Annotated in this window: 10 protein-coding genes; 4 read left to right on the top strand and 6 right to left on the bottom strand. The window is 71.0% G+C overall.

Annotated elements, in window-relative coordinates; translation table 11 throughout:
• Window positions 1–42: 42 nt before the first annotated feature.
• The 4 genes from ABZ319_RS11555 to ABZ319_RS11540 form a co-directional block, all read right to left on the bottom strand.
• On the bottom strand, window positions 43–897 hold the full coding sequence (locus ABZ319_RS11555) for an alpha/beta fold hydrolase (protein ID WP_354986294.1): 855 nt from the start codon (window positions 895–897) through the stop codon (window positions 43–45).
• Complete coding sequence (gene hsaA / locus ABZ319_RS11550; RefSeq protein ID WP_354986293.1) at window positions 898–2,058, bottom strand: 3-hydroxy-9,10-secoandrosta-1,3,5(10)-triene-9,17-dione monooxygenase oxygenase subunit; 1,161 nt, start codon at window positions 2,056–2,058, stop codon at window positions 898–900.
• 152 nt (window positions 2,059–2,210) lie between these two features.
• Window positions 2,211–3,968, bottom strand: coding sequence for an alpha/beta-hydrolase family protein (locus tag ABZ319_RS11545; protein WP_354986292.1), 1,758 nt, complete (start codon window positions 3,966–3,968; stop codon window positions 2,211–2,213).
• 174 nt (window positions 3,969–4,142) lie between these two features.
• The gene (locus tag ABZ319_RS11540; protein WP_354986291.1) at window positions 4,143–5,651 is read right to left on the bottom strand and encodes an FAD-dependent oxidoreductase; all 1,509 of its coding nucleotides are present in this window, start codon (window positions 5,649–5,651) and stop codon (window positions 4,143–4,145) included.
• A gap of 165 nt (window positions 5,652–5,816) precedes the next feature.
• Here ABZ319_RS11540 and ABZ319_RS11535 point away from each other — a divergent pair, with 165 nt between their 5' ends.
• The 4 genes from ABZ319_RS11535 (at window position 5,817) to xylB (ending at window position 11,953) form a co-directional block, all read left to right on the top strand.
• On the top strand, window positions 5,817–8,210 hold the full coding sequence (locus ABZ319_RS11535; RefSeq protein ID WP_354986290.1) for a PEP-utilizing enzyme: 2,394 nt from the start codon (window positions 5,817–5,819) through the stop codon (window positions 8,208–8,210).
• 121 nt (window positions 8,211–8,331) lie between these two features.
• On the top strand, window positions 8,332–9,282 hold the full coding sequence (locus ABZ319_RS11530; protein WP_354986289.1) for a tyrosine-protein phosphatase: 951 nt from the start codon (window positions 8,332–8,334) through the stop codon (window positions 9,280–9,282).
• Window positions 9,283–9,537: 255 nt separating this feature from the next.
• Complete coding sequence (locus tag ABZ319_RS11525) at window positions 9,538–10,548, top strand: zinc-dependent alcohol dehydrogenase family protein (RefSeq protein WP_354986288.1); 1,011 nt, start codon at window positions 9,538–9,540, stop codon at window positions 10,546–10,548.
• A 16-nt stretch (window positions 10,549–10,564) separates the two neighbouring features.
• Window positions 10,565–11,953 (top strand): xylulokinase, encoded by a 1,389-nt coding sequence (gene xylB, locus ABZ319_RS11520; protein WP_354986287.1) that lies wholly within the window; start codon window positions 10,565–10,567, stop codon window positions 11,951–11,953.
• Window positions 11,954–11,983: 30 nt separating this feature from the next.
• Here the strand turns inward: xylB and ABZ319_RS11515 are convergent, their stop codons facing one another.
• Together ABZ319_RS11515 and ABZ319_RS11510 are read right to left on the bottom strand one after the other, a co-directional pair.
• Complete coding sequence (locus tag ABZ319_RS11515; RefSeq protein WP_354986286.1) at window positions 11,984–12,154, bottom strand: CopG family transcriptional regulator; 171 nt, start codon at window positions 12,152–12,154, stop codon at window positions 11,984–11,986.
• 227 nt (window positions 12,155–12,381) lie between these two features.
• A complete protein-coding gene (locus ABZ319_RS11510) occupies window positions 12,382–13,848 on the bottom strand; it encodes an FGGY-family carbohydrate kinase (protein WP_354986285.1) in 1,467 nt (488 codons plus the stop codon).
• Window positions 13,849–13,859 lie beyond the last annotated feature (11 nt).

Here is a 13,859-nt window from a genome sequence, read left to right as displayed (position 1 = left end):
CGTGCGCCGGCCGCGGCGCGTCCCCGATCGGACGCGCCCGAATCACAATCCGTTCGTGAGGAAGTCGAGCACCGAACGCTCGAAGGCGTCCTTGCGCTCGATCTGGACCCAGTGCCCGCAGCGGGCGAAGGTGCGCAGATCGGCGTTGGGCAGCTGCCTGGAGGGGAACAGCGCGCCCTCCACCGGGGTGACGCGATCGTCGCGGCCCCAGAGCATGAGGACTTCGTGGCGCAGGTTCTTCAGCCGCGCCCAGAGCGGTAGTGCCTCGGCCATCTTCGGGTTGTAGAAGGTCGCGTAGGCATCGCGCAGCGCGGCCTGTCCCCGGGGATCGGCGGCGGCCTTCAGGCGCGTGGCGACGAGTTCCTCGGTGAGCGTGGCCTCGTTGCTGACCATGGCGCGCAGGAACCCCATGGCGGTGTCGTCGGTGGGGTTCGCGTTGAACTCCATCAGTCGCCGAATGCCTTCGGACGGTTCGGGTCCCAGCACATTCACCCCGACGCCGCCGGGCGCCATGAGCACTACGCGGTCCACCCGGTCCGGGTGCTCGAGCGCGGTCAGCGCCGCCACCCCGCCGCCCATGGAATTGCCCAGCAGATGCGCCTTCTCGATGCCGAGCTCGTCCAGCAGCCCGATCACCGCGTCCGAGGCGATCCGAAGGTAGTTGCGTTCGTACACTTCCGGGCGGCCGCTCGCGCCGAAGCCCGGCTGATCCAGCACCAGGCACCGGAACCGCTCGGCCAGCACCGGCAGGTTGCCGCCGAAGTTGGCCCAGCCCGAGACGCCCGCGCCGGAGCCGTGCAGCAGCACCAGGGGCGCGCCGGAGCCCGCCTCGTGGTACCGCAGCTTGCTGCCGTCGACGGTGACCCAGCGCTCGGTGTTCTCCACCGTGAGAGTCATCTACAGCATCCGATCCGTGACCTCGAGGCCCATCGCGCCCCTACCGAACATGGCCAGCGCGCGCTCGACGTCGTTGATCGCGTGCACGCTGCCCGCGTGCGCGTCGCGCCAGTGCCGCTCGATCGGGTTGGGGCGGCGGATGGAATGCCCGCCGGAGTTCTTGAACAGCAGATCGATGGCCTCGAGCGCGCGTTCGGTGCCGCGCACCTGGTCGCGGCGGGCGCGCAGGCGCAGCTCGAACGGGATGTCCTCGCCCGCTTCGGCATAGCGCAGCTGCTCGGAGGTGTTGCGCTCCATCTGCAGGATGGCGGCGTCGATCTCACTGGCGGCGCGGGCGATGCGCACCTGGGCGAACGGATCGTCGGAGACCTTCTGGCCGCCGTAGGACAGCCGCACGCGCTCCTGCTGGCGCGCGATGTGCGCCTCGTACGCGCCCTCGGCCGCGCCGATGATCGGGGCGGTGATGGTGTTGGAGAAGACGCTGCCGAACGAAATCTTGTACAGCGGAGCGGTGTTCACCTCCTGGCCGGGGCCGATGAGGTTGGCCTGATCGGTGGCCGAGTACAGGCGGTACGCGGGCACGAACGCCTTGTCGATGACGATGTCGTTGGAGCCGGTGCCGGACAGGCCCGACACGTGCCACACATCGTCGATGCGGTAGTCGGTACGCGGCACCAGGACCGTGTAGTAGTCCATGCCGTTCTCCGAGGGCAGCAGCGCGCCCAGGAACACCCACTGCGCGTGATCGCAGCCGGAGGAGAAGCTCCAGCGGCCGGACATCTCGAAGCCACCCTCGACCGCGCTGAGCTTGCCGGTCGGCGCGTAGGAGGAGGACACCAGGGTGTCGGGGTTCTCGGACCACACGTCCTGCTGCGCCCGGTCGTCGAACAGCGCCAGCTGCCACGGGTGCGCGCCGAGCACCGAGGTGACCCACGCGGTGGACGGGCACGCGCTCGCGACCGCGCGCACCACCCGGTAGAAGTCGACCGGAGAGTCCTCCGCGCCGCCGAATCGCTTGGGCTGCAACATCCGGAACGCACCGGCCTCGGTCAGCTCCGCGATGCTGGCGTCGGGCACCCGCCGCTGCTCTTCGGTTTCCACCGCCCGTTCGCGGATCGAGGGCAGCAGATCCCGAACCTGATCGAGCACCTTGTTGGTCATGCGGGTGTTTCCTCCTCGTGCGGTGGTTCCTGCACTCGACGCTATGGCGTCCGGACCCCGCCGACCGGAAAAGTCCCGGTGGGCGGAATCGGACGCGGCGTCTCGTGACGGGTCCATCGGCGCGCAGGACCGGGCGATCAGCGATCTCCCGGCTATTTGTGCTCGATCTCCCAGTCGGAGTCCTCGTTCAGGGCCTGGCGGACGCGGGCCTCGAGGTCGGGATTCCAGTTCTCGGGCTGCACGACCGAGACCCAGCCGTCGAGAACCAGCGTGCCGTAGCGGTGACCGTGCCCCGAGGGCACCTTCTGCGCGTGCGCCAGGTCCGCGCTGACCTGCCAGAACGTCACCACCGGCCACCAGCGAATGGATTTGGAGACGTCCGAGCCGCGCGGTTCCCGCAGCCAATCCGGTTGCTCGAACAGCAGATCCGAGGACCACCAGACGATGGGGTCCGACGCGTGCTGCAGGTACGCGATGCGGGGGTCGATCCACGCGGTGGGCGGCCGGTTCAGGTCGGGGGCGTCGGCGGCGAATCGGACGATGAGCCCGTCGGCGTAGATGGGCAGAATCTCCGGGGTGCCCGGATCGCGGCGGGTGGTGAACTGGTTCCAGAGGCGGTTGGAGTTCGGCGGGCCCACCCACAGCACACCGTCGACCAGCGTGCGGATGTCGTCGAGTCCGGTGAAGGCGGCCTCGGAGCCCTGTGAACCCAGACTCTCGCCGTAGACCAGCAGTTTGGGACGGGCGTCCGGCGGCAGCTGTGCCCAGCGTTCGTGGACCGCGTGCACCAGCAGGCGGCCGGCCTCGGCGGCCTTGGACTTGTCCGACAGGAACGACAGCACGCTGGGCAGGTACGAGTACTGGGTGGCGGCGATGGCGGAGTCGCCGCCGTACATGTACTCGATGGATTCGGCGGTGGTGGAGTCCACCCAGCCGGTGCCGGTGGTGGTCACCATGACCAGCACCTTGCGGTCCCACGCCCGGGTGCGGTCCAGTTCCTTGACCACGAGTTCGGCGATGGCTTCGGGATTCTCGGCCGATTCGAGCCCGGCGTAGACGCGAATCGGATCGCGGGCCGGGGCGCCGGTGACCTGCGCGATGCGCTCGGCGGTGGGCACGAAGGAGACGAACCAGCGGCCCTCCGAGCCCAGCGTGTCCCAGGGCGCGAGCGATCCCGGGCTGCCCGAGCGCTCGGGCTGGACCGGCTGCACCGCGGCCGGGGAGGTATTGCTGTTGCGGACGCTGAACGCCGAATTGGCCACGGAGAAGAACGCTTTGGCCAGTACGCCCTGGAACAGCATGACGCTGAGCACGACCACGACCACGAACCCGGCGGGCAGTGCGATCGCGCGCGGAATGTGCCAGTTGATGTTCAGCACCCGCACGATGGTCCGGATCAGCCACCGCACGAGCCGGAAGAGACCGATGACCAGGGCCACGGTGGCGGCGGCGAGCAGTTCGGCGCGCAGATAGCTGGAGGTCTCGGTGGGTTCCATCCCCATGAGCACCTGCAGATCCCGCTGCCATCGGGCCGAGCGCGCGAGGATGGCCGCCGCGCCCAGCGCCGCCCCGAGCACGATCACCAGCTTCACGATCTGGCGGATCCGGTCCCCGGGCTGGGCCAGTCGCACCCGGGCGCGGGTGCGGGCCGGGATGCGCGGCCAGGCCCATTTGCGGAACGCCCACTCCAGCACGCAGCCGACCCCGTAACCGATCACCGCGCTGATGCCGCTGACCAGGCCCTGGAAGATCCAGGTGCGCGGCAGCAGCGAGGGCGAGACGGACCAGGCGAAGAAGATCGCGCCGATCACCACCCCGGTGTAGTTCGGCTTGATCGCGTGCTCGGCGGCGCTGAGCACGCCCAGCACGCGTTGCGGCAGCGACGGACTCGACTGTGGCGCGGTCGTCATGACCCGAGTCTTCCCGCCCACTGCGCCGATTCCGGACCACGACACGCAACCGATCAGCTACTGCCGGACGTCCGTCCGACTCCGCTTCTCCGGCGCGGCCGCACACCACCGACCGCGTTCACCGCAGCGGGCGCTACACCGGATCGACCGAGACGCCGCTCCCGCCGCCCGGGTTCAAGCCCGGGCGGCAGCGGAAACTCCCGCGCGGCGGCCGAAGAACGTGCCGTCGCCGAGGGAGGTGCCCGAGATGTAGCCGAAGCCGTGCAGGCCGTTGGCCGCGCGGCCCGCGGCGTAGAGGCCGGGGATGGGCGCGCCGTCGAGATCCAGGACGTGGCCGTCGAGGTCGGTGTGCAGGCCGCCGAGGGTGAAGACCGAAGCGCCTGTGCCCTTGCGGTTTCCGGACTCGGCCGGCGGACGCACGCCCGCCTTGACGTCGATGGCGGCGAAGGGCGCGGTGAGCGGGCGGAGCCAGCGCACGGCCTTGTGGTGGTCGAGATCGGCGCCGCGCTCGGCGAATTCGTTGTAGCGGCGGATCGCGTCGGTGAGCGAGCCCGCGGGCAGGCCGGTGAGCTCCTCGAGCTCGGCGGGGGTCTCGGCGACCTGGTGCGGGCGCACGCCCCAGCGCTGGGATTCGGGGACGGCCTCGAACCCCTCCTCGTCGACGATGACCCACACCGCGGTGTCACCGCCCGCCCAGCTGCCGCCCATGTTCTGGCGGTACAGCGCGGCCTGGCCGATGCGGCCGGGATAGGTGTCCTCGTTCATGAACCGCTGCCCGCGCGCGTTCACGACCATGCCGCGCGCGGCCAGTCCCGGAATCAGCGACATGCCGACCTGGCCCGCCGACATGTGCCGCACCGCCGCGCCCAGGGCCTGCGCCATGCGGATGCCGCTGCCGTCGTCGGTGCCCGCGCTGACCTTGGTGTGCCCGAGCAGTTCCGGTGCGTGCGCGGCCAGCATCCGGTCGTTGTCGACGAAGCCGCCGGTGGTGAGCACGACACCGCGGTGCGCGCGGATGCGCACCTCCCGGCCGTAGCGGCGGGCGGTCACGCCCACCACGACGCCGGAGTCGTCGACGATGAGCGCGTCGGCGTGGATGTCGAACAGCGCTGTCGCACCGGCGGTTTCGGCCGCCTCGGTCAGGCACTCCATGAGCAGCTTGCCGCCGAAGTCGTTGGCGGTGGGCCGGTGCCCGCGCGGCGCCGGGGTGGCGAGTTCGGTGAAGGGCCAGCTGTTCTCGCCGAGCCACATCAGCCCGTCGTCGGTGGGCGGCACCCAGGTCGGGGAGTCCCAGAGCGTCGGCTTGAACGGCACGCCGCGATCGACGAGCCAGCCGAAGTGCTCGACGCTGCCCGCGCAGTACGCCTCGATCTTGGCCGCGTCCGCCCCCGCGCCCAGGGCCGCGGTCAGGAAGGCCGCCATCGCCTCGGGGGTGTCCTCGAACCCGCACGCCCGCTGGATCGGCGTGCCACCGCCGAGGTAGATCTCACCGCCGGACATGGCCGACGCGCCGCCGGGACCGCCGGAGCGGTCCAGCACCAGCACCCGCGCCGCGGCCCGGGCGGCCTCGAACGCCGCCGACGCGCCCGCCGCGCCGTAGCCGACGACCAGCACCTCGGTCTCGATGTCGTAGTCGCCCACCTCGCTCGCGGCCAGCGGCCGCACCGATTCACGCACTGTCATGTCTCGACGGTGCCCGCCCGCACCCTCCGGACATAGCGCGGCATCTTGGTGAGCGAATCCGATATCCCGTTGACCGGGACTGCGACCCTGTCCGGGGCCGGCCGGCAGGGACGGTGTGTGAACGGCGTCACGTTGGTTGGGGACGCCTCACGAGGAGGAGAGTCAATGCGGATTCTGGTCACCGGAGTCACCGAGCCGAGCGGTCGTTCCGTAGCGCGCATGCTGCTGGCGGCCGGGCACGAGGTCATCGGCCTGGACCGGCAGCGCAATCGCTACGTGGACCCGCGCGTGGAGACGATCGCCGGGGATCCGGCCGACGCGGGGCTCGCCGCGCGCGCCCTCACCGGCGCGGACGCGGTGGTTCACCTGGCGCAGGGCCCGGTCGGCGCGATCGCCACCGCGGCCCGCGAGGCCGGCGTCCGGCTCGTGGTTCCGGTTGTGGCGGAATCGGATTCGAGCGTCGAGCGCGCCGTGGCCGCCAGTGGCGCGGACGCGCTGATCGTGCGCACCGCGCTGATCGCCGGCCGCCGCGTCGACGGCGGCACCTGGCGTGTCCTGGAGAATCTGGCCGGCGCGCGCGGCGCCGGGGCCATGCAGGTCCTGCACTACGACGACTTCGAACGTTTCCTGGTGCTGGCCGCGCTGTCCCAGCGCGGCGGCACGGTCGGTTTGGCCGCGCCCGGCGAGGTGTCCGGCGACGACGTGCGCCGCACCCTGCGGGACGCGGGCGTCAAATACACGGCGTGGCTGGGCCGTTCGGCCGCCGGCCGCGCCGTCGTGGACACCGCCGCCGCCCGAGACGCCTGGGGCTTCCGCTACGGCTGGACCGCCCGCGAGACCGTCGAGGATGTCGCGCGCGGCCTGCACGGGCGGGTGTCGAGCGGTTCGGGGATGAAGAACAAGCGCGGCGCGATCCCGCTGCCCTCGCACGTGGTGCCGCAGAACGCCCCCACCTCGGACGGCTACCAGCTCAAAGCCTCTGCGCCGCAGGGCCTGCAGGGTGAGTTCGACGACCTGCTCGACGATCGCATCCCGGTGTTCACCGCCACCAACACCTCCGAGGCGCTGCCCGGGCCGCTGACCCCGCTCACCATCGATCTGCAGGCCGGCGCGATCCGGCTCGGCAACGAGGCCATGGGCCACATGATCGCCATCGAGGGAGTCGCGCTGGAGCACTGGGTCTCCCGCGTCACCGGCGTCATGGGGCACCACATGTACATCAACGCGTCGATCGGGGTGTTCTCCGCGGAGAACATGCCCGGCTGGGACGAGGAGAGCGTGCGCCGCGACGTCTACGGCGCGATCGGCGACGTGGAGTTGCACCCCAAGGGCCGCCCGGCCATGGCCACCGGAATCGGCGCCAGGCTCGGCACTTTCAAGGCGCTGGGCCGCGTCGCCTCGACCGCGCTGAGCTACAGCAAGTCCGCCGAGCTCATCAACGCCGCCGCGCACACCGAAGCCCTGGACCGCGATCGCATCGCCGAGCTGACCGACGAGCAACTGCACGCCCGCGCGCTGCTGTGGCGGGACCGCCTGAACCAGGGCTGGATGGCCGCCTCGATCGGCGTCATGATGACCGGTGCGGCCACCGCCGCGCACAAGGGCGAGGTGAAGATCAACCTCGAACGCCTGGAGTCGGCCAGGACCATGCTGGCCGTCGAACGCCTGGCGGCGCTGTGCCGCAAGGATTCCGGCCTGCAGGGCGTCGCCAAGAGCGGCGACGTGGCCGCCGCGCGGGAGAAGTCCCCGGAGTTCGCGCGCGCCCTGGACGAAGAGCTCGCCCGCATCGGCCATCGCGGCCCCGGCGAGTGCGAACTCATCAACGCCACCTTCGGCGATCGGCCCGAACTGCTGGTGACGGCCGCCGGCCGGGCCGCGGAAATGCCCGCACCGCAGCGGGAACCGGTCGCGGAGCCGACCGGGCGCACGGCCAAGATGGCGGTCGGGGCCACGATCTACCGCGAGCGCGCCCGCGACGCGGTGGTCCGGGTGACCAACTGCCTGCGCCTGGTGACCCAGGAGCGCGCGGCGCGCCTGATCAAGGCGGGCAAGCTGACCGAGATCGAGGATTCGGCGTTCCTGACGCTGGACGAAATCCTTTGGGCCCCGGCCGATATGGCCGAGCGGGTGGCCCGGCGCCGCGCCGAGCGCACGCGCTACCAGGGAATCCGCATGCCCGATGTGATCAACGGCGACTGGGAGCCGGAGGAGATCTCCGGCGCGCTCCCGGTCGGGGAGAGCCTGTCCGGGCTCGGCGTGAGCCCCGGCGTCGTCGAGGGCACCGTCAAGCTCGTGCTCTCCATCGACGACGACATCGAGCCCGGTGACATCCTGGTCGCCTCGGTCACCGACACCGGCCACACCGCCATGTTCGGCTACGCGGGCGCGGTCGTGACCGACATCGGCGGCGCCGCTTCGCATGCCGCGATCGTCGCGCGCGAGTTCGGCGTGCCCTGCGTGGTGGATACCAAGACCGCCAGCACCGCGCTGCGGGACGGCCAGCGCGTCCGGGTGGACGGCGCGGCCGGCACCATCACCCTGCTCGCCGACGCCGAGTAGCGCCCGCTGCCGCCGCGGGCGGCCCCGACTTCGGTGCGGCCGTGACGATCTCACGGTCGCGCCGTCGGAACCCGGGCCGGATACCCACAGTTCGGCCCGTGATGGAAAGGAAATCCCCATAGTGACGATTTCGCGCGCAGTACGCGGCACCCTCACCGGTGTTGCCGCGGCGCTGATCGCCGTCCTCCCGGCCACGGCCACCCCGGCGCTCTCGGCCCCGAATGTCTCTATCCTGCAGCAGGCTCCGGTCAGCGCGGCCTTCAGCCTGCAGACCGCGCCGAACGCCCGGGACATCGGCGGCCTGGTCGCGACCGGCGGCAAGGTCAAGTCCGGCCTCGTGTACCGCACCGACGCACTGAACAAGCTGACCGAGGCCGATCAGCAGACGCTGATCTCCGCGGGCGTCACCAAGGTCATCGACTTCCGTGCCCCGAGCGAGAGCAGTTCGGCTCCCGACAAACTGCCGGCCTCCATTCCGGGTGTGGCGTACCCGATCTGGGATCCGAACAACGACTTCTACACGTTCTTCGCCACCATCATCGCCGGCGGCCCCGACGTGCAGGCGGACAAGCTCGGCAACGGCAAGAACGTGCAGTACATGGCCGACTACTACCGGTGGATGGTCACCGATGCCACCGCGCGCGCCCAGCTGTCGGCGGCACTGAAGGACATCGCGAACGCCGACGGCGCGGTGCTGTACCACTGCACCGCCGGCAAGGACCGCACCGGTGTCATGACCGCGACCCTGCTGAGCATTCTGGGCACTCCGCAGAACCAGATCTACGGAAACTTCCTCGAGTCCAACGACCGGCTCGCGGCGACGAACAAGGCCACCCTGGACTACCTCGTGTCTTCGGGCCGGGTGACCGACCGGACCCTGTTCGAGCCGCTGCTCGGTGTGCAGAAGGAGTTCCTGGACGCGTTCATGAACCAGGCCGTCGCCTCCTACGGTTCGTTCCCGGTCTTCGTCAGCAATGGGCTGGGCATCGACGACGCCACCTTCAAGAAGATCACCGGTCGCCTGATCGACAAGGGCGGCAACACCGGTTCGTTCGGCACGGGCTCGTTCTGAGCGTTCGCTGATCGTGCGCTGTAACCGGACGCCGGGTCCGGCCGCACAGCGCGGGTAGTACCGCCGAATGCCGGCGTCGTCGTGTGGGACGGCGCCGGCATTCGCGTACCCGGGGCACTTTTGCGGCGGCGCTGGGAATTTCGGCTCGCGCATTCGCCCGGGCGAGTTCGTAATCGGGGCGAAACCCAGTCACGAATACGATTGCTATTGCGTAAAACGCGCCGAACTCGCGGTGATCGGGTGCATGGTATTGCTATGCGCGCGTTACTGGTCGAGAAGCCTGGACAGTTCTCGGTCGAAACGGTGCCGGATCCCACGCCCGGTGCGGGGGAAGCGGTCGTGCGGGTGGACGCGGTCGGGATATGCGGTACCGATATCCATATCGTGGCGGGTGAATTCCCGCCGACGCCCTATCCCATCATCCCCGGGCACGAATTCGCCGGGGAGGTAGTGGCACTCGGTGCCGATACCGATGGGGTCCGGATCGGTGATCGGGTCGCGGTCGACCCCTCACTGTTCTGCGGGCGCTGCCATTACTGTGCGATCGGTCGCGGAAATCTCTGCGCGAACTGGGGCGCGATCGGCGACACCGTCGACGGCGCCATGGCCGAGTACGTGAAAGTGCCCGCCGCCAACTGTTATCGACTACCCGGGCATCTCACCGCCGTGCACGGTGCTCTGGTGGAACCCCTCTCGTGCGCGGTGCACGGATTCGATGTGCTGCCAAGGCGACTCGGCGCGCACTATCTGATCTACGGGGCGGGCACCATGGGCCTGCTCATGCTGCAACTGGCGAGTGCGGCGGGCGCGGCGTCGGTGTCGATGGTCGACACCAACGTCGACCGGCTCGCCGTGGCCCGCACCCTCGGGGCGGACGCGGCGACCACCGACGCCGGCGATATGGACCGGCCCGAGGGCTGGGAAGTCGTCATCGAGTGCAGCGGAACGGTTTCCGCCATGGAGGATGGATTGTCCCGGGTGCGGCGTGGCGGCACCTATCAGCAATTCGGGGTTGCACCTGCGGACGCGCGAGCGAGTGTCTCGCCCTTTCGCATCTACAACGACGAGATCACCATCGTCGGTTCGATGGCGGTCCTGCACAGTTTCGGGCGGGCCGTGGATCTTCTGGGCGAAGGCGTCATCGACGCGGACACCATGATCACCCACGATTTCGCGCTCGACGAATTCGGTGACGCGCTGCGCACTTTCCGTGCGGGCGCGGGCCGCAAGATCCAGCTGCGTCCCGGACGGGGCCCGGCGCGATAGAGACGGGCTGGGACCAATGACGGTCGTTGCCGGAGTGGACTCTTCGACTCAATCCTGCACAATCGTGGTGTGCGACGCCGATACCGGAACGGTATTGCGGCAACGGCAGATCGCGCATCCCGAAGGCACCGAGGTCGCACCCGCGCTGTGGTGGGAGGCCCTCAAGGCCGCCTGCGATCGCATGATGCGCGATGTGGAGGCGATCGCCGTCGCCGGCCAGCAGCACGGGCTGGTCGTGCTGGACGCGGCGGGCGACCCGGTGCGAGACGCACTGCTGTGGAACGACACTCGCTCGGCCGAGGCCGCGGGCCAGCTGGTGGCCGAGCTGGGCGGGCCGCAGGCGTGGGCGGACGCGGTGGGCAGCGTGCCGCTGGCGGCGCACACCATCGCCAAACTGCGCTGGTTCGCCGACCACGAGCCCGGCCTCGCGGACCGGACCGAGCGCGTGCTGCTGCCGCACGACTACCTGACCTGGCGCCTGCGCGGCGGCGATCCCGCACACGCGCCGACCACCGATCGCGGCGACGCCTCCGGGACCGGCTACTGGTCCCCCGGCGCCGGGAGCTACCGGCCCGATCTGCTGGCGCTGGCGTTCCGCGGCCGCACCCCCGAGGTGCCGCGGGTGCTCGAGCCCGCCGGGGTGGCCGGGCACACCCCGGGCGGGCGGGTGGTCGCCGCGGGCACCGGTGACAATGCCGCCGCCGCACTGGGTCTGGGCATCGTGGACGGGGATGTCGTGGTCTCACTCGGCACCAGCGGCACGGTGTTCACGCGGTCCGCGGCGCCCAGCACCGACGCCTCGGGCGCGGTCAACGGCTTCGCCGACGCCACCGGCGCGTTCCTGCCGCTGGTGTGCACGCTCAATGCCGCCCGCGTGCTGGACGCCACCGCGACGCTGCTCGGCACCGACATCTCCGGACTGGAGGTGCTGGCGGCGCAGTCACCCGCGGGCGCGGACGGTCTCACGCTGCTGCCGTATCTGACCGGGGAACGCACGCCGAATCTGCCGCACGCCACCGCGAGCCTGCACGGGCTGCGCCCGGCCACCATGCGCCCGCACCATCTGGCGCGCGCGGCCATCGAGGGCATGCTGTGCAACATCGCCGAGGCCTTCGATCGACTGCCCACCACGCCGCGGCGCATTCTGCTGATCGGCGGGGCCGCGCGTTCGCGACTGATCGCGCACGCGGCCGCGACGATCTTCGGGCGCACCGTGACCGTGCCGCACGCCAACGAGTACGTGGCCCTGGGTGCCGCCCGGCAGGCCGCCTGGGCGCTGCGCGGCGGGCCGCGGCCGCCGCGCTGGCCGACGCCGCAGGCCACCGAATTCCATGCGCCCGCAGCGGGACAGGGGGCGGCGGTGCGCGAACGCTATGCCGAGATACGGGGCCGGTACTACCCGTGAGGCGGTCGGCTCAGCCGGTGGGAGCCGTGCTCAGCCGAAGACGACCGGGTGGTCGGACAGGAATTCGTCCCAGGTGCCGTGGCGTTCCAGATAGGTGCGCACGGCATCCCGGGCGATCTCCTGTTTCGACCGTCCCTCCACCACCGCCTGCGCGCTCAGCGCAGCTTCTTGATCAGCGTTGAGCCGCAACGTCCATGCCACGGCGCAAGTTGTATCACCTCCGCGTCGCGCTGTCCTGCGTTCCGCGATCGCGGAGCTACCCGCGGTGCACCATACAGAAAAGGAATAAATCGGACATGCGGGCCGACGCTGCGGCCCGGCCGGCGATACGCGTGCCCGGCCTCGCGACCGGTTCCGCTGCCCGCGAAGGCTGTTCGCAGACCGGACCGGTCCGACGCCGACGACAGCTCGGCTCGCGCGCCGGGTACCTACGATGTGCGGTGCTGTTCGGCGGCCAGGAAATGAGCCGTCGCCCGGGTGGATTCGTAGAGCGTGCGGTAGTGCCGGTAGTAGCGGTCGTACTGTGCGGTGTGGGCCGGGTCCGGCTCCACCGTCTCGACGATCGGATTCCAGTCGGCGGTGGGCAGCCCCAGGGCCTCGGCGGCGAGCCGGGCGTCGCCGAGCGCGGCGCCGATGGTCTCGGCGGGCAATTGCTGCGGCAGGCCGGTGATGTCGGAGACGATGCGGGTCCACAGCCCGCCCCGGGTGCCGCCGCCCACCGCGATCAAGCGCGCCGCCGCCCCGCCCGCGTCCGCCATGGCCTCGAGGTTGTGCCGCACGCCGTAGCCGATACCCTCGAGCACCGCGCGATAGAGCTCGGCGCGCGCGTGGGTCAGGGTGAGCCCCGCGATCACCCCGCGGGCGTTCGGATCGAACAGCGGGGTGCGCTCCCCCGCGAAATAGGGCAGCACCAGCAGCCCGCGGCTGCCGGGCGGCACCGCGGAGGCGGCGTCGCCGAGGTCGCCGAACTCACCGCCGACCAGGGTGCGCAGCCATTCGGTCACCGCGCCGGAGGTGGCCATGCCCGCGGCGGACGTGAATGTGCCGGGCCGGGTTCCGCGGGTGGTCCACAGGCCGGGGTGCGGCCGGGGCGCGGTGAGCACCTGGGTCAGGAACAGCGTGGTGCCGTACATGATCATGGTGTCGCCGGGCTCGCGCGCGCCGATCCCGGCCGCCTCGGCCCAGGCGTCGATGGTGCCGGTGGTGACCGGCAGCCCGGCGGGCAGTCCGGTCTCGGCGGCGGCCCGCGCGGTCAGGTGCCCGACTATCTCGGCGGGCCAGGCCAATTCGGGCAGGGGCAGGCCGGGTGCGACCGAATCCGCCCAGTCCCGCGCCCAGTCACAGGCCACGAGGTCGTACATCGGCACGCATTGGCTGGCCGACTGGTGGTCCAGGACGTAGCGGCCGGTGAGCCGGTGCACCAGAAAGGAGCTCGCCATCAGCAGCATGCGCGTGTCTTTCCAGACCTGCGGTTCGTGCCGGGCCAGCCAGCGCAGTTTGGGGCCGACGGCCTGACTGGTCAGGGGTGAGCCCGAGCGCTCGAGGACGGTGTCCGCGCCCAATTCGTCGGTCAGCTCGGCTATTTCGAGGCCGGCGCGGGTGTCCACGCCGTACAGGATGGCCGGGCGCAGCGGCTGCCCGCCGTCGTCGGCCGGCAACAGGCAGGGGCCGATGCCGCTCACCGCCAGGGCCTCGATGGGCTGACCGGCCGCGCCCAGTTCGCGCGCGATCGCCCGGAAATCCGCCCACCACACGGTCTCGGCGTCGTGCTCGAACCAGCCGGGCCTGGGCATGGACACCCGGTGGGCGCGCTCGGCCCGGCGCAGCACCCGGCCGCGATGATCGGCGAGCACCCCCTTGGACGCCGAGGTGCCGATGTCTATGCCGAGCAGCATGATCGCCGCCG

The sequence above is a fragment of the Nocardia sp. NPDC005978 genome (assembly GCF_040614455.1).
GTDB lineage: Bacteria > Actinomycetota > Actinomycetes > Mycobacteriales > Mycobacteriaceae > Nocardia.
The sequence above is the reverse complement of the archived record's forward strand: the minus strand, read 5'-3'. Positions and strand labels throughout refer to the sequence as shown.

What these genes read in the sequence shown, in the direction of transcription:
- ABZ319_RS11525 (WP_354986288.1), top strand. Translation starts at nt 9,538, where the DNA reads ATGCGCGCGTTACTGGTCGAGAAGCCTGGACAGTTCTCGGTCGAAACG.
- ABZ319_RS11535 (WP_354986290.1), top strand. Translation starts at nt 5,817, where the DNA reads ATGCGGATTCTGGTCACCGGAGTCACCGAGCCGAGCGGTCGTTCCGTA.
- ABZ319_RS11545 (WP_354986292.1), bottom strand. Translation starts at nt 3,968, where the DNA reads ATGACGACCGCGCCACAGTCGAGTCCGTCGCTGCCGCAACGCGTGCTG.
- ABZ319_RS11555 (WP_354986294.1), bottom strand. Translation starts at nt 897, where the DNA reads ATGACTCTCACGGTGGAGAACACCGAGCGCTGGGTCACCGTCGACGGC.
- ABZ319_RS11540 (WP_354986291.1), bottom strand. Translation starts at nt 5,651, where the DNA reads ATGACAGTGCGTGAATCGGTGCGGCCGCTGGCCGCGAGCGAGGTGGGC.
- hsaA (WP_354986293.1), bottom strand. Translation starts at nt 2,058, where the DNA reads ATGACCAACAAGGTGCTCGATCAGGTTCGGGATCTGCTGCCCTCGATC.
- xylB (WP_354986287.1), top strand. Translation starts at nt 10,565, where the DNA reads ATGACGGTCGTTGCCGGAGTGGACTCTTCGACTCAATCCTGCACAATC.
- ABZ319_RS11510 (WP_354986285.1), bottom strand. Translation starts at nt 13,848, where the DNA reads ATGCTGCTCGGCATAGACATCGGCACCTCGGCGTCCAAGGGGGTGCTC.